The 15,990-nt window shown below is 68.9% G+C and carries 11 protein-coding genes; 2 read left to right on the top strand and 9 right to left on the bottom strand.

Going from position 1 to position 15,990, the window contains the following annotated elements; translation table 11 throughout:
- Positions 1 to 106 precede the first annotated feature (106 nt).
- Together N5079_RS03385 and N5079_RS03380 are read left to right on the top strand one after the other, a co-directional pair.
- Entirely contained in the window at positions 107 to 1,177 is a 1,071-nt protein-coding gene (locus N5079_RS03385) for an AI-2E family transporter (protein WP_261581835.1), read from the top strand.
- A 51-nt stretch (positions 1,178 to 1,228) separates the two neighbouring features.
- Positions 1,229 to 1,639: a hypothetical protein gene (locus N5079_RS03380; RefSeq protein ID WP_261581833.1), complete on the top strand. Its 411-nt coding sequence runs from the start codon at positions 1,229 to 1,231 to the stop codon at positions 1,637 to 1,639.
- A gap of 46 nt (positions 1,640 to 1,685) precedes the next feature.
- On the opposite strand, the gene N5079_RS03375 is transcribed toward N5079_RS03380, so the two are convergent.
- The 9 genes from N5079_RS03375 to N5079_RS03330 all read right to left on the bottom strand — a co-directional run bounded on the left by N5079_RS03375 (position 1,686) and on the right by N5079_RS03330 (position 15,989).
- Positions 1,686 to 3,062: a hypothetical protein gene (locus tag N5079_RS03375; protein WP_261581832.1), complete on the bottom strand. Its 1,377-nt coding sequence runs from the start codon at positions 3,060 to 3,062 to the stop codon at positions 1,686 to 1,688.
- Positions 3,063 to 3,344: 282 nt separating this feature from the next.
- On the bottom strand, positions 3,345 to 4,805 hold the full coding sequence (locus N5079_RS03370) for a carbohydrate-binding protein (protein ID WP_261581831.1): 1,461 nt from the start codon (positions 4,803 to 4,805) through the stop codon (positions 3,345 to 3,347).
- 8 nt (positions 4,806 to 4,813) lie between these two features.
- Positions 4,814 to 6,493 carry a chitinase gene (locus N5079_RS03365; protein WP_261581830.1) on the bottom strand — a complete coding sequence of 560 codons (1,680 nt, stop codon included), beginning with the start codon at positions 6,491 to 6,493 and terminating at the stop codon, positions 4,814 to 4,816.
- A gap of 304 nt (positions 6,494 to 6,797) precedes the next feature.
- On the bottom strand, positions 6,798 to 8,159 hold the full coding sequence (locus tag N5079_RS03360; RefSeq protein ID WP_261581829.1) for a cellulose binding domain-containing protein: 1,362 nt from the start codon (positions 8,157 to 8,159) through the stop codon (positions 6,798 to 6,800).
- A gap of 249 nt (positions 8,160 to 8,408) precedes the next feature.
- Entirely contained in the window at positions 8,409 to 9,596 is a 1,188-nt protein-coding gene (locus N5079_RS03355) for a glycoside hydrolase family 18 protein (RefSeq protein WP_261581827.1), read from the bottom strand.
- A gap of 311 nt (positions 9,597 to 9,907) precedes the next feature.
- On the bottom strand, positions 9,908 to 12,004 hold the full coding sequence (locus tag N5079_RS35440; RefSeq protein ID WP_410007730.1) for a cellulase family glycosylhydrolase: 2,097 nt from the start codon (positions 12,002 to 12,004) through the stop codon (positions 9,908 to 9,910).
- A 180-nt stretch (positions 12,005 to 12,184) separates the two neighbouring features.
- On the bottom strand, positions 12,185 to 14,344 hold the full coding sequence (locus N5079_RS03340) for a peptidase domain-containing ABC transporter (RefSeq protein ID WP_261581826.1): 2,160 nt from the start codon (positions 14,342 to 14,344) through the stop codon (positions 12,185 to 12,187).
- Positions 14,341 to 15,042 carry a hypothetical protein gene (locus tag N5079_RS03335; RefSeq protein WP_261581824.1) on the bottom strand — a complete coding sequence of 234 codons (702 nt, stop codon included), beginning with the start codon at positions 15,040 to 15,042 and terminating at the stop codon, positions 14,341 to 14,343. Before N5079_RS03335 ends, N5079_RS03340 begins: the two co-directional genes overlap by 4 nt.
- The gene (locus tag N5079_RS03330; RefSeq protein ID WP_261581822.1) at positions 14,997 to 15,989 is read right to left on the bottom strand and encodes a TIGR04500 family putative peptide maturation system protein; all 993 of its coding nucleotides are present in this window, start codon (positions 15,987 to 15,989) and stop codon (positions 14,997 to 14,999) included. Before N5079_RS03330 ends, N5079_RS03335 begins: the two co-directional genes overlap by 46 nt.
- Position 15,990 lies beyond the last annotated feature (1 nt).

Below are 15,990 nucleotides of genomic sequence, written 5' to 3'. Positions count from 1 at the left end.
CTTCAAGACCACGTTGACCCGAAGGCTGATATCCCGGGCTCAGGCCGTACGGACACCCTTGATCCAATTGCCGGATCTTTCCCCGGAGAAGGGGTAGAAACGGGACGTGACTCAACAGCGGATCCCTCGTGCGATTGTTGTGCTGGTCGGCGCCGCCGCCGCTGTGATCGCGCTGGCGGGAATCCAGGCGGTCGGATCGATCGTCGGCCCGGTCATCCTGGCGCTGACGCTGGTCATCGCCGTCTCGCCGTTGCGTGACTGGCTCGCCCGTCATCGGGCGCCCGTGGGCGTCCAGGTCGCCGTCCCGCTGGCCGTGGTCCTGCTGGTCCTGCTCGGCATGGTGGCGATCCTCAGCCTCGCCGCCGCGCAACTGGCCATCCTGGCTCCGACCTACTCCACCCAGTTCAACAAGATGGTGGCGGACCTCCAGCACTGGGCGGCCGGCCTGGGCTACGGGAGCGAACAACTGAACAAGGCGCTGTCCTCCTTCGATCCGGCCAAGATGATCGAGGTGGCGCAGAGCGTGCTCAGCGGCCTGCTGGGGGTGCTGTCCAGCCTCTTCCTCATCGTGGTGCTGCTCCTGGCGATGAGCCTGGACGCGCCGATCTTCTCGCGGATCGTCGACGCCGCCGCGGTCGAGCGCCCGGAGCTCGCGCGGGCGCTCCAGTCATTCACTCACCGGACCAGGCGCTACCTGATCGTCTCGACCATCTTCGGCTTGATCTGCTCGGTGCTGGACGTCGCGGCGCTCTACCTGCTGGGCGTGCCTCTGCCGCTGTTGTGGGGCGTGCTGGCACTGATCACCAACTACATCCCGAACGTCGGCTTCATCCTGGGCCTCGTCCCGCCCGCCCTGCTGGGGCTGCTGGAAGGCGGCCCCAAGACGATGCTTCTCGTGATCGCCGCCTACATCGCGATCAACGTGGTCATTCAGTCGTTCATCCAGCCGAAGTTCCTCGGCGACGCCGTGGGGCTGTCCACCACGGCGACCTTCCTCTCCCTGATCATCTGGGCCTGGGTGCTGGGGCCTCTCGGGGCCCTCCTGGCGATCCCGCTGAGCCTGCTCGTCCGCGCCCTCCTCATCGACAGCGACCCGGACAGCAAGTGGGCGGCCGCCCTGATCTCGGGACGGCTCCCCCGTGCCGAGCCACATACCGAGCCGAAGCCGTCGCCGTAAGGGGGCGTGCCGCGTGAAGCGCGCCAGGCGCCCGGCGCGTAGTGTCTGAACATGCGGCGATGGGACATCGACGAGCGCCAGACCGGCATCGCGGACGGCTCCGCTATGGAGCCGCAGGTCCAGAGGCTTCTGGACCACATGACGCGGGAGGGCTGGGTCGCCGAGGAGCCCGAGGCGCACCTGCTTCCGCACCTCCGGCGTGCCTGCGGCTCCGAGTGGCTGCTCACCGGCGAGCGCCTTCTCGACGACGGCGTCTACGAGGTCACGGTCTCGCTGGCGGGTGATCGGGAGGGAATCCACGTGCATCGCGACGCGATCAGGCTGCTCTCGGCGATCGCCGAGCCCGCCTTCTTCGTACGGCAGAGCGAGCCCGGCGTGTTCGAGTGCGTGACCGGGGTCCTGGACGGCGACCCACCCGGCTTCAAGAGCCACGGCCACCTGGTCCGGCTGATCGTCAAGTAGGACGGCCTCGTCGTACGGCCCCGCGCCTGAGCCAGACCACCCGGACCTACTGGCCGGCGGCCACGCGGACGGGGACTCCGGGCTCCGAGATGGGGGTGGTCCGGACCGTCTCGTCGCCTTGCGAGCGCCTGCGGCCCCAGGGCATGGCGGCGATGAGCAGGGGGAACAGCAACACCGAGCTCATCGCCCAGGGACCGTGCAACTCGCCCCAGGCGACCCCCTCGTACTGCGTGAGCACGAGATATCCCACGGCGGCCCAGACGGCCGAGCCAATGATCGCGGGCCACGCCCAGCGAGTGGGTCGTGCGACGAGGAACGGCATGAACCACATGAGGTACTGCGCACCCAGCCGCGGCGTGAAGATCATGAAAGCGAGCAGGATCGCGATCGTGACGTCGATGGGGTCGGCCTTGCGCCACCAGATCAGGCAGGCGACCACCGCGGCGTAGATGAGGTACTGACCGATCTTGAGCGCAACTGGGTTGAGGACCCAGTTGGCGCCGATCGTGGGGCCCGCGAGTCCCGTCGCGTTGAGGAGGGCCGTCCAGCCCCAGTCGCCGGTGATGGGCCGCACGTCGCTGGGCCGCAGGCCGATGGTCTTGAGGACCTCCGGAAGCTGGCCCCACTTGGTCCACCCGCCGACGGGCAGCGTGAGCAGGAAGAAGACTGGCGGGATCCCCGTGGCGACGAGCGAGATCAGGCGGGAGCGCACCCCCGGAAGCAGCATCAGCATCGCGGGGACGAGGATGACCGGCCAGCTCTTGGCGCACAGCGCCAGCCCCATGAGCAGCCCGGCCCAGATCGCGCGGGTGGTGGCCGCCCGGTCCTCGTCGAGGGGATGGGTGAGGCGGCGCAGAAGGTCGCGCGGCCGCAGCCACGGGAGCGGCTTTCCGCGCTTCCAGCCGTCGGGGCCGCGGGCCACGACATACGCGGCCACGCCGAAGAGCAGGGAGACCGGCTCGACCTGGCCGTGAACGGAGGCGACGAGGATTGCGAGCGGGTTGCAGGCGTACTGGAACGCCCGCAGCCGTGCCTTCGTGCCGCCGGCGAGCGTGCCGACCAGGGGAATCAGCAGGATGTCGGAGACGACGGTGACGAGCCGGCCGCTGATCTCCCAGGGGATGCCGAGCCAGAGGAGCAGGCCGTAGACATAGGGAATGGTCGGCAGGAAGTGCCAGCCGCCGTTGCTCTCCAGCACCGGGTCGTGGTGGTTGCGGATCGCCTCACCGGCCGGCTTGAAGCTGTTGATGAAATCGACCGGCTGCCAAGTGTCCTTCGCGGAGAGGACGAGGATCAGCACGCGGACGCCGATGCCGATCGCCAGCGTGACGGTCAGCGACGGCCTCCAGCCCCTCCACTGCGCGACGAGGGCGAGCACGACACCGGTGACGAGGACGATGCCTGTCGGGATTGCGTAGTCCATGACGTTGCCAAGACTGCCCGACAAATAGGTAAAGAGGCGACTTGTCACCAGAATTCTCGCCCGTCGATCGCCATCCGTCACCTTTCGCGGTATTGTGACCACGCAGCGTAACAAACAGGAGACGTCAATGACGATTCGGCTCTGGATCACTCTCGCCGTCGCGATGTTCGTCGGCATGCTGATCGGCCTGCTGGCCCCCACGCGAAGCGGCGGCCGGCTCGACAGGTAGGGGGCGTCCCTGTCGCGCCGGCCGCCGGGTTCATGGCAGGACCGGTTCAGCTATCAGAAACCGGCGGTGATCCTGGTGAAGTCCCAGGTGTTCTGGGCGATGCCGCTGCAGTCCGACACCACGCCGCCGCCGGCGCAGCCGCGGTCGCGGTTCACGGCCCAGAAGGCGAGCCGGCCGAGACCCTTCGACTTGGCGTAGTCACGGATCTGGGTCCAGGTCGAGACGGACGTCACTTCCTGCTGGTCGGACAGGCCGTTCATGCCCGAGATGCCCATGTGGGCGTACGCAGTGGCGTCGGACCAGCCCCACGCCGCCTTGAGGGCGTTCTTCAGGCCCTCGGAGGCGTTGACCGTGCTCTGGTACATGTTCGAGCCGCCGCCGAAGTCGAACGGCATGATCGTGTAGTTGTCGATGTTGACGCCGAGCGCCTTCGACTGGTTGATCAGGCGGGTGCCGTAGTAGTTCGGGCCCGTGGTGCTGGTGCCGAAGGTCACGACCACCTTGGTGCTCGGGTTGTTCTGCTTGATGATCTTCAGGCCGCCGAGGATGCGGTCCTGCACCGTTGTGTTCTCGAACTCGTCGGTGTTCTCGATGTCGAAGTCGACCGCGACCGGGTGGTAGGCGTTGATGACCTGCTGGACGGCCGACGCGAAGGCGGAGGACGACGAGCAGTTGGGGCCGAGCTTGTTGCCGGACCAGCCGCCGAAGGAGATTTGGACGTTGCCGCCGGCGCCCTTGATCTGCGAGATCGCACTCGCGTCGGGGCTGCCCGACAGCGGGCGGGAGCCGTCCCACGCCGCGGTGCAGCCGCCGCCGGAGAGCATGAACGCCATGGTGAACGCCTTGATCCCGGTGGCGCTCATGACCGAGGTCGGGCTCGGCGGGTTGCCCCAGCCCTCATAAAGGTACGGCGCGCCGGGGAGCTTGCCGCCCCCACCGCCGGTGCAGCCGGTCGTGCTTCCCGTGACCGAGCCGCTCGCGACGGACTCGCCCTTCGAGTTGTACGCCTTGACGGTGTAGGTGTGGGTCTCACAGGTGCCGAGGCCCGAGATCGTGGCGCTGGTCCCGGTGACCGTCGCCTTCACGGTCGAGCCTTCGTAAACGCGGTAACCGGTGACCGTGCCGCTGGAGGCGGACCAGGAGAGCGAGATCGAGGAGTTCGTGGTGCCGGTTACCGTCGGGGTGCCCGGCTTGCCCGGCGCTCCCGTCGTCGGAGTCGGCGTGGGGGTCGGCGTCGGGGTGCCGCCACCGCTGATGGGCTTCCACAGGGCCGGGACGTTGGGCGGCTCCCAGCCGGTCAGCGACGTGTGTGCCTGGATGCACTCGTAGTCGACCCCGTTGTAGGTGACCCGCGCGCCGATGGCGTAGGCGGTGTTGGGCGCCCAGGCCGGATAGGCCAGCATGACCTTGCTGGGGGTGGCCGACGCGGAGGCGCCGGTCGTCCCGGCGACGAAGCCGCCGACGGCCAGGGTGAGGGAGGCCAGTGCGACGACGGCCGTCCGATTCAATCTCATGCGGTTCCTCACAGGGAGTTGAGATAGGTGCGGTGGCTGCGGGAGAACTCGAAGCCGTTGTACTTGTCCCAGTTGATGGACCACGCCATCAGGCCTCGTAGGCCCGAGAAGACGCCGTGCGGGTGGTAGGAGCCGCAGTTGGTCCCCTTCGCCAGGCAGCCGAACGCCTTCTGGACTTCGGCGACTGTGGTGAAGCCGTTCCCGGCGTAGGGCGCGGCCGGTAGGCCGATCGCCACCTGGTCGGGGCGGAGAGCGGGGAAGGTCGCCCCACCGGCCACTGGGAAGCCGGTGAGCAGCATGTCGGTCATGGCGACGTGGAAGTCGGCCACGCCCATGGTGTGGTATTGGTTGTCCAGGCCCATGATCGGTCCGGAGTTGTAGTCCTGGACGTGCAGCAGGGTCAGGTCGTTACGCAATGCGTGGATGACCGGCAGGTACGCGCCTGAGCGCGCGTCGGCCGAGCCGTTGGGGCCTGGCCCGTAGAACTGGTAGCCGAGCTGGACGAAGAACGTCTCCGGTGCCATGGTCAGGACGAACTTCGAGCCGTACTTGGCCTTGAGCGACCTGATCGCGGAGATCAGGTTCACGATCACCGGGGTGGTCGGGTTACGGAAGTCCGTGTCGCCGGAGTTGAGCGACAGGGAGTGGCCCTCGAAGTCGATGTCGAGGCCGTCCAGGCCGTACTTGTCGATGATCGCGCCGACGGACTGGACGAACTTGTCCCGGGCGGCGGTCGAGGTGAGCTGGACCTGGCCGTTCTGGCCGCCGATCGAGATGAGGACCTTCTTACCCGCCGCCTGCTTGGCGCGGATGGCCGCGATGAAGTCGGCGTCGCTCTCGACGTTCGGGCACTCGCTCACGGGACAGCGGTTGAACCGGATGTCGCCGGACGTGACCGAGGTCGGCTCGCCGAAGGCGAGGTCGATGAAGTCCCAGTCGTTCGAGACATCAGCCATCCGGACATATCCGGACCCGTTGGCGAACGACGCGTGCAGGTACCCCACCAGCACCCGCTTGCCGGGCGGCGGCGGGGTCGGCGTGGGGGTGGGTGTCGGCGTGGGTGTCGGCGTGGGTGTCGGCGTGGGTGTCGGCGTGGGTGTCGGCGTGGGTGTCGGCGTCGGCGTCGGCGTCGGCGTCGGCGTGGGGGTTGGAGTGGGCGTCGGCGTCGGAGTCGGCGACGGGGTGGTGCCGCCGGGGCCGTCGAGCACGACATCGTCGGCGTAGTAGGCGCCCTGGCCGTACCAGCCGTTGACGTAGACCGTCACGCTGGTCGTCGAGGATCCGGTCGTGAACGACGTGGTGAGCTGCTTCCAGACCGCGCCCGGGCTGGCCCACGTCTGGACGTCCGTGGTGCCGGTGCCGGTCGCGCCGAGGAAGACGTAGTTGCCCTGAACCCAGGCCGACAGGCTGTACGCCGTGGACGGCTTGACGCTGATCGTCTGCTGGCAGCGGGCGTAGTCGCTCCCGGCCGGCGTGGCGGTGAGCGCCTTGGTCCCGCCATGGACCGGGCTGGAGACGGCCGCGGCGCCCGCCGCGCAGGTCCACCCGGAAAGACCGCTCTCGAATCCGGGGTTCGTGACGATGTTGGCGGCGTAGGCGGCTCCCGTGGTGCCGCCCCACAGTGCGGTGGCGCCGAGCGCCAGCACGGCTACCGCCGCCCAGTTGCGCGCCGATCTGCGCACGGACATATCTCTCCCTTTCGCCGTGATCATGCACAGGTTCCCGGCCGACGCCCCTGACCAGGCCATCTCTCCTCCGTGATCATGCACAGGTTCCCGGCCGATGCCCCTGACCAGCTCGAACCCCGTCCGTGATCATGCATGTGGCGGCGGATGTGCATGATCACCACAGAAGTCTCCGCAGGTCGGGCAGGCTCTCTCGGAACCTGTGCATGATCACGAGAGGAGTTTCCGCAGGCCGGGCACGCCCTGAGGAACCTGTGCATGATCACGCTGAGTTGGGGGGTGGGTTGGGGGGGGTCAGCCGGTGAAGTCACCCCGTGTACGAAGCGAAGATCTTGGAGAAGTCGTACGGTGACTGCGCGATGTTGGTGCACATGTAGAGCGCGCCGTTGCAGGCGTTGCGGTCGCGGGTGACCTCCCAGAAGGCGAGCAGCCCGAGGTGCTTGCCCTTGGCGAAGGTGACGAGCTGGCGGGCGTCGTCCTGGTTGTAGATCCGGCCGTCGTCGTTCTGGCCGATCATCGGGGTGACGCCGACCATCCGCCAGGCCTGCGCGTCGGTCAGGCTCGGGTACAGGGACTTGATCTGGGAGAAGGTGCTGTTGGCCGCCTGGACCGCCGCGTCTCCGTAGTCGACGGACTGGTAGTAGTCCATGGCCATGACGTTGACGGCGTCGAGCTTGACCCCGGCGTCGCGAGCGGACTTCACGACGTTGAGCCCGTCGGCGGTGAGACCGTTCGGCAGGACCGGCAGGGTCAGCGAGATCTTCAAGCTGGGGTGGGCCTGCTGAAGCTTGGCGAGCGCCTGCGACCTGCGAGCGATCGACGCCGGCTCGGCGGACGCCCCTCCCTCGATGTCGAGGTCGATGTAGTTCAGGCCGTACGCGTTGACCACGGCGTTGTACTCGTTGTAGAGCGCTGTCACGTCGGTGCACGCCTGGGCGAGCTCGATGCCGGACGCGCCGCCGAAGGAGATCTTCACGTCACCGCCACCGGCCCGGATCGCGTCGATCTGGTCCTTGGCCCACTGCTGCCGCGGGTCGTACGCGTTGAACCACATGGCCTTGCAGCCCGACGCGGTGATGAAGGCCATCGTGAAGTTCTTCAACCCGGAGGCCGAGGCCATCGCGCTCAGGCTGGGGGTCGGCCACGAGCCCATGTCGACGTACGGCGCGCTCCGGAGGTTGCCCGGCTGCGGCGGCGTGGTGGTCGTGGGAGACGGTGAGGGTGAGGGCGAGTTCGTCGGGGAGTTCGTCGGGGAGGGGGACGGCGACGGGGTCGTCGTGGTGCCGCCGCAGGATCCGCCGTTGAGCTTGCAGTTGGCGGGGACGCCCGCCCCGGTGTTCACCCATCCGAAAGCGGCCGAGGCGCCGGGCGCCAGGGTGCCGTTGTACTCGCGGTTCTTGAAGGTGTAGTGGTCACCCGACTTGGTCATCAGGGAGTCCCAGTAGGTGCCGACCGACGACCCGGCGGGCAGGTCGAACTCGACAGTCCAGCTGGAGATCGAGGACGTGCCGGTGTTGGTGATCGTGTATCTGCCCTGGTAGCCGGAGGTCCAGTCGGAGTCCTTCGAGAAGACGGCCTTCGCCGTCGCGGCCTGTGCCGGCAGCGCGACGAGCGCGAGCCCGAGCGCGGCCACCGCGACCAGTGCGCGCCAGACATACCTGATCTGCATGTCACAACCTCTGTTGGGGGGTGGTTGGAGGGAGGTCATGGGACCCGTACGGCTGACGCCTCACGGAGGCGGCCGGACGAACGGCGTCAGCCGTACGGCACTTGGGGCGTCTGGTGACGGGACGCAGCTTGGGGGGTGCTTCTGTGGTCGCTGTTTCTTTTAGTAAACTTTCCTAAGAGTTGTTGGGATCGTAGCCCCGCGCGGAACCCGCCACAAGGCCTAAATCGAAGGGGATTCTGACGAGGGAAGTCAGAGCAGTACAGCGCCGCCTCCGACAGCGTGGGCGCCGCGGCCTTTAATACTGCTGAAATCCAGGGAGTCGTAGATCCGGTCCAGGTCCCAGCCTGCGTGGAGCTTCTCCGGGTCGGCCGGAAGGTACGCCGTGAGCAGGTAGCGCCTGCCCATCTCCCGGCCGAGGGCGTCGAGCTGCGCGCGGAACTCGGCCAGCAGCGCGGTCAGGTTGTCCTTGTCCTCACCGGTGACGTGGTTGCCGACGTGTCCCTGCGCGCCCGGCCACTCCCAGTCGATGTCGATGCCGTCGAAGACGCCCCTGGCGCTTCCTGGTCCGCCTCGGCCGCCGGCCACGGGCAGGTCGCCCCTGATGTAGGCGTCGACGCACGACTTCACGAACTTCTGCCTGCTCGCGGCCGTCCTGGCCACGTCGGAGAAGTACTTCGAGTAGGTCCAGCCGCCGATCGAGATCAGGGTCCTGAGGCCGGGATGCCGGGCCTTGAGCTTCTTCAGCTGGTTGAAGTTGCCGGCGAGCGCGGCGTCTGGGGCGTCCGGCACGCCGTCGACCGACTCCGCCGCCGTGAAACCCCTCTGGTAGTCGGCCCACGCGTCGCCCGCGCCGTCGCCCTGGTCGGGATCGTCCGGATCGCTGGAGGGCGGCCTCGTCACCCCGCTCGCGCAGGTGAGCGTGTCGGGGTCGATGTTGGCGAAGGCGTAGTTCACGTGGGTGAGCCAGGCGATCTCTCCGCTGGTGTCGAGCGTCTTGACCGTGGACGTGCCGCCGAAGGGGCCCCGTTGCGCCAGGTAGCCGACCCGCACCTTGCCCGGCCGCTGCGACGGCGACACCGGCGGAGAGGGCGATGGGCTGATCGTCACGGTGACGGTCACGACAGGCTCCGGCTCGGGGCCGGGGTCGAGGTCGAACGCGCCAGAGCCGGATGTCACCCCGGAACTGGACGTCACCTCGGAAGGGAATGTCACCCCGGAACTGGACGTCACCTCGGAAGGGAATGTCACCTCGGGGCTGGACGTCGGCTCGGGGCTTGGCGTCGGCTCTTGGGTGGCGCGGGCCATGACCAGCGCCTGCCGTACCTCGGGCGCGGGGGTCTCCGTCGCCTGGGCGGGGGCGTACCAGGTGACGAACAGCGTGGACAGGACGGCGGCCAGGACCAGTACGGCGAAGGCGCCGCGCATGATCGGTCCCATGGGGGGCTCCGGAATTATGAGGGGGCGCCTGGTGACAAGACGCCTTGTGGCGGGGGGAATTTCCGGGAGCGTAATCCCGGCCGTCCCGCGCCAACAAGGAGCGCAACCTTAAGAGGCCCTTATGGGCAGCTCATCCCGCAGGAAGGCACGGTCCATCCCGCCGGTGTGATCTGCGCCACACCGGCGGGATGCGAGCCGTAAGCTCAGGCCCTCTGCCTACCCGAGCTCGGCTCCTCCGAAACGTGCTCCGAAACGCGCTCGGAAACGCGCTCGGAAACGCGCTCGGACACGTGCTTGGAAACGGGGGTCGTTCAGCCGGTCGGGAAGTTGTCGGGCGTGCGGATGCGGTCGCGCACCCACACTCCGGCGGGCTTCAGCGAGCTGGTCCCCGTCCAGGGACCGTTGGCGTTGCAGGTGCCGTCCTTGAACACGGCTCCCGAGCGGAAGTCGTCGGAGTAGTTCCAGTTGGTCCAGCTGATCTTCTTCTGGGCCATCAGGTCGATGTACTGCTGCGACCTGGTGAAGTTGTTCGTGCCGTCGCCCGAGGCGGTCTGCGTGCCGAACTCGGTCACGAACATCGGGATCCGGTCGGCCGCGCGGGACAGGGCGTTGAGGTACTCCGTGCCGTGCGAGGCCGCGTAGAAGTGGAACGTGTACATGATGTTGGGGAAGTTGATCGGGCTGTTGATCACTTCGGTCTCGCTGGAGCCGTCCGAGACGCCGAGCGACGACCAGGCCCGGGTGCCGATGAGGATCGGGGTGTCCGGGTCGTTGGCGCGGATCACCGGGATGAGGCTGTTGGCGTAGTTCTTGATGGTCGACCACGAGACGCCGCTCGGCTCGTTGGCGATCTCATACAGCAGATTCACCTTGTTGTTGTGCCGCTGGGCGATCTCGGTGAAGAACGTCTTGGCACGGCTGAGGTTGTAGTTGGGGTCACCGGGGCTGAGCATGTGCCAGTCGACGATGGCGTACATGCCGCGGGCTGTGGCCTGCTCGATGAGGTTGTGCACCCGGTCGGTGAACATCCTCGGGTTGGTCTCGTAGCCGCCCTCCTGGATGTACATGGAGATCCGGATGATGTCGGCGTTCCAGTCGGTGGCCAGGGCGTTGAGCGAACCGGTGTTCAGGCACTGGTAGTACCACTGGAGACCGTGGGTGCTCATGCCCCGCAGCTGGATGGGCTGGTTGTACTGGTTGCACAGGTGAACGCCGCAGACGTGGAGCTGCCCGTTGATCGCCACGGGGGTGCCGCCGGTGGTGCCGCCCGTGGTCGTGCCCGTCACCGGCGCGCTCTTGGCCGACTCGAGGCCAGAGGCGTCGAGGGCGGTGATCGTGTACGTATGGGTGCTCGACGGCGCGAGCCCGCTGATCGTGGCGGAGGTGCCGGTGGGACTGGCGACGACGGTCGTGCCCTCGTAGACCCGGTAGCCGACGACGCCCACGTTGTCGGTCGCGGCGTCCCACGCGAGGCTGATGCTGCTGGAGGTGGTGCCGGTCACCCGGGGGTTGCCCGGAACCGTCGGCGGCTCGCCCTCCCCGCCGCCGCCCGAGACGACGAGCCGGTCGAGGTTCGGCCCGCCGTTGGCGGTGGTGGCGGTGGCCCGCACGGTGTTGGCTCCGGCGTTCAGCGAAGCGTTGACCGTGGCTTCCTGCCAGGTGTCCCAGTTGGTGGTGCTGGGGAAGCTCTTGTTCGCCGCCACGACCGCGCCGTTGACGCTGATGTCCATCGGCCGGTCGATGGTGGTGCCGTTGGAGAAGCGGACGACCAGGGAGGCCGGTCCCGCGGCGGCGGCGTTCACGGTGAACTCGACGTAGCTGCCGACCACGTTGTCGCCGTTGACGAAGCCCGTGCCGGTGAAGCCGAGGTGGTTGGACTCCACCACTCCTTGGGAGATCGTCGCGTTCTCCGCCTGGTATTCGGAGCTCGGAGCGGTGGGCGTCACGTCGAGGTCGACGTAGTCGAGGTTCGGGCCGCCGTTCACGGTGGTGGCGGTGGCCCTGATCGTGTTGGTTCCGGCGTTCACGGGAGCGGTGAGCGTGCTGGTCGCCCAGGTGTCCCAGTTACCCGTCCCGTTGAAGGCGCGGGCCGCCGACACCACCGTGCCGTTGACGCTGATGTCCATGGGCCGGTTGATCGTCGTGCCGTTGGCGTACCCCAGGGAGATGGTCGCGGTGCCCGCCGAAGGCGCGGTGACCGTCCACTCCACGTAGCTGCCGGTGACGTTGTCGCCGTTCACGAAGCCCGTGCCGCTGAAGCCGAGGTGGTTGGACTCCACCACTCCTTGCGAGATGGTCGCCGATTCCGCCTCGTAACGGGTCGCGGCGCTCGCGCTGTCCGGCACGACGAGCGCCAGGACGACCGACACCAACCCGGCCAGGACAAGGGCCGGGGAACGTCGTCGCATGATCACTCCTCCCAATCGTTAGTAAGGTTTACTAACACTTACGGGCAGGGCGGCGACTCGACAAGGCCCAATTCTTGGAGAATCCTGAAGGTTCCCTGAGTGTGATCTGCGAACCGAGCGGGCTCGTCGCGCCGCGCGGAGCCCCTGGCGGCCCGAGGCTCCAAGCCGGCTTCCCGCAGCTCAAAGGCCCTGGTGGGCACCGGACAGGTAGTCGCCCGACTGGTGGGCGACGAGATCGGCGTAGTGGCCGCCGAGGGCGAGGAGCTGCTCGTGGGTGCCACGCTCGACGACCCGGCCCTGGTCGAGCACGACGATCTGGTCCGCGTCCCTGACCGTGCTGAGACGGTGGGCGATCACCACGCGCGTCTGCGAGAGCCCGGCGAGGTTCGCCTCGATGCCGGCCTCGGTCGCCGTGTCCAGGTTGCTCGTGGCCTCGTCGAGGAGCAGGATCCGCGGCCTGGCGAGCAGGGCGCGGGCCAGGGCGATGCGCTGGCGCTGCCCGCCGGAGAGGCCGGAGCCCTCCGAGAGCCGGGTCTCGTAGTTGAGCGGCATCCGCTCGATGTCGTCGTGGACGCAGGCCATCCGAGCGGCTTGGACGACGTCATCGAGGGGCGCGCCCGGGTTGCCGAGGCTGATGTTCTCCCTGATCGTCCCGGAGAAGAGCGACGGGTCCTGGGTGACCACGCCGAAATGCCGCCGGAGAGAGCCGCGCTCCAGCTCGGTGAACGGCATGCCGTCATAGCTGACCGAGCCCTCGGTGGGGTCGAGCAGGCCCAGCATCACCCGCGCGAGAGTGCTCTTGCCCGAACCTGACCGGCCGACCAGCGCGACCTTCTGGCCCGGCGCGACCCCGATGGACACATCGCTCAGCGTCCACGGCGCCCGGGGGTCGTAGCGGAACGACACCCCCCGCAGGGCGATCCGGCCGCTGAGACGGGTGACCACCCTCGCGCCCTGCGGCTCGGGAGCCGACTCCATGATGTCGGCCAGCCGTTCCACGTGCGCCGCCGCCTGCTGCAGGACCTGCAGGCTGGTGAGCAGGGACCCGAGCGGGGTCAGCGCGGCGATGGCGACTCCGTTGAGCGCCAGCATCGCGCCCAGGCTGAGCTGGCCGTCGAGCACGCGCCACGCGCCGGCCCAGAGCAGGCCGGCCGGGGCGAGGAACCGGAAGCAGGCCAGCACGGCTTCGATCGTCCCGAACGCGACAGCCGTACGGGCGTCGGCGTTGAGCTGAGCCGTGAACAGCCTCCGCCAGCGATCCACCGCCCCCTTCTCCGAGCCGGAGGCCTTGAGCGTCTCGATCCCGCCGATCGCCTCGATCAACTGCCCCTGCGTGGCGGCCTGCGCGCTCAGCCCGCGCTGCGTGAGATCGCTGATGTTCCCGCGGGCGGCGAGCAGCAACGCGACCTGCGCGGCCGCGACCCCCACCAGGCAGGCCCCGAAGATCGGGTCCCTGACCAGCACCAGGACGATGTAGCCGAGCGCCAGCGGCCCGTCCAGCAGCGCCGAGGTGACCTGCCCGGTCAGCATCTGCCGCAAAACGCCGATGCTGCCCGCCCTCTGAACCAGGTCACCGGTGCCCCGGTGAATGAAATAGCGGTACGGCAGGGCGAACAGGTGCCGCACGACCCGGTCGTTCAGCTCGGCGTCCACCCGGGTGCGCAGCGAGACGAGCGTGATCGACCGCAGATAGAGAAGCACGAGCTGGGCCAGAGCGACGATCGCGAGCCCCGCGCCGAGCACCGCGAGCAGCCGGTCGGCATGGACCCGGAGCACGTCGTCGACCAGGATCTGCGAGAACGCCGGCACGACCAGGCCGGCCAGTTGCAGGATCAGCGAGACGACCAGCGTCTGGACGAGCAGCCCCCGGCGGGTCAGCAGCATGGCCCGGACGAACTCCCTCAGCCACGGCCTGCGCCGCGAGCCCGCCTTCGCGAAGCCGTCACCAGGTGAGAAGGCCAGCACGACGCCGGTGAAACCCTCGTCGAACTCCTCCGGCGTGAGCCTGCGCCGCCCCTGGGCGGGGTCCACGACGTCGACACGCCTGGGGCTCCATCGCTCGACGACGAGGAAGTGGTTGAACTTCCAGTGCACCACGGCGGGCAGCGGGACCTCGCCGAGCCGTCCGGGCTCCGTGGAGAACCCCCTCGCCACCAGGCCGTGCTCTCGCGCCACCTGAAGGATGGCCAGGGCGGACAGGCCGTCCCTGCCCACTCCGGCGTGATCGCTCACCTCACGGACGGTTGCGTGCCGGCCGTGGAACCCCAGCACCATGGCCAGGCAGGCCGCCCCGCACTCGGCGAGGCTGCTCTGCAGCCGGACGGGCACGCGGCGGCTCATCTCGAACCACCACCCAGCAGCACAGCGCCTGCGGTGTCGGTGCCGCGCTCGACGGTGACCTCGCCGACGACACGGCCGGTCAGTGTGCCGACGCCGCCACCCACCGCACGCTCGCTGCCGCCGGCCAGCGCACCCGCTCCTCCGCCGCCCACGGCCCCCAGGCCGTGCGCCCCATCCGGGCTGCCTGTGGCGTCCGGGTCGCCGGGGCAGGTCAGCGTCATCTCCCACCTCTGGCTTCCGGGGCCTGCCGTCTTCGGGGCCGCCTTGACGACGGCGCAGTCCACTGGCGCGGGCCGGTTCGGCAGGGTGAGCAGGGCCCTCGACCCCGCGACGACCGGGTCAGCGCTCGGGGGCAGGATCGCGACCAGGCTCAGGCCACTCGCCGCGGCGCCCGCAGCGACCGCGGTGCCCCTCGTCCCCGAGGCCGCCGTGAGCGTGGCGGCCATCTTGACCGTCGCGAGCCCGCTGACATGGCGGGGAACCCGGATGAGGGCCAGCCCCGCGGCACTCAGCACGAGCAGGAGCACGACCCCCCAGATCACGGCGAAGCGCCGCCGTGGTGTCACCCACAACTCCTCGGCGGGCAGACCCGCGGCGGGCAGACCCGCGGCGGCCCGCCGCCGCAGCGCGGCCGTCCGGAAGACCTGCCCGCTCATGGCGACGGCCTGGCCGTACGGCTCGCGCTTCCCCAGAACCACTCGACCTTGGAGGCGGCGCGCCGTTCCTCGATCCATTCGTCGAAGAGCGTCTTCTGGACGGCCTTTCGGGTCGCCTCGTCGAGCGTCGCGGTCCTCACCTCGATCACCTTGAACAGGGTCGCGCCGAAGGGGCCGGCCACCGTTCCCGGCCGCGCGTCGAAGACCTCGGCCGGCGCGTCGGCCCGCCGTACCTCGATGAACGCGGCTTCCACTCCCCCGCGCTCGGCGAGCTCATAGAAGCTCCCGGCCGCGTGCCGTAGGGCGCTCGCCGCCGTCCGTGCCGACGCCTCGTCGGGGAAGCCGAGCCGTACGACCCTCGCTGTGTCGTGGTCGGCCCGGTGCCGGGCGAAGTGGGCCTCGACCTTGTCCGCTGTCACGCGCTCCCGTAGGCGGGCGACCGCCGCCTCCCCGGCGACCATGTCCTCAAGAGCGCTGTGGCTCAGGGAATGCCGCTCCATCCAGGCGTACGTGGCCTCGGCAGTGGTCAGGCCCTTCGCCCTGCGGAAGGCGTTCATCGCCTCCTGGAGCTCGGCGTCGCTGAGGGTGATCGGCGCCTCCTGGAGCTCCTGCTCCAGCAGGCAGGCCGCGACAAGCCGGTCGGCCAGCCGCAGCTCGTCCCAGACGAAGTCGAGTGCGGCGACCACACGGTCCAGCTCCATCGAGATGCCGTTGACACGCAGGAGGGCCATATTGCCGCTCGCCGCGCGGGCTCCGCGCAGCGGCCAGGGCAACCCCCTGTCCGGGCAGTGGGACAGCGAGAGCGTCGAGCGATCCGGCCGAGTGATCAGCAGGTCGTAGTGGAGGGAGGCGTCGTGGGCCTCGCGCTGCCAGACCAGCCTGAACCGGTGATCGGGGTAGGCCTCGCGGAGCCCCCGCAGGCGCTCTCGCGCCTCCTCGGGGCCGAGCTCCGCGATCTCTTCCAGTACGGCTGTCGCCTGAGTGAGCATG

Source organism: Planotetraspora sp. A-T 1434 (assembly GCF_025420585.1).
Classification (GTDB): Bacteria; Actinomycetota; Actinomycetes; order Streptosporangiales; family Streptosporangiaceae; genus JAOEGB01.
Note: the sequence above shows the minus strand (reverse complement) of the source record. Positions and strands in the feature narration are given on the sequence as shown.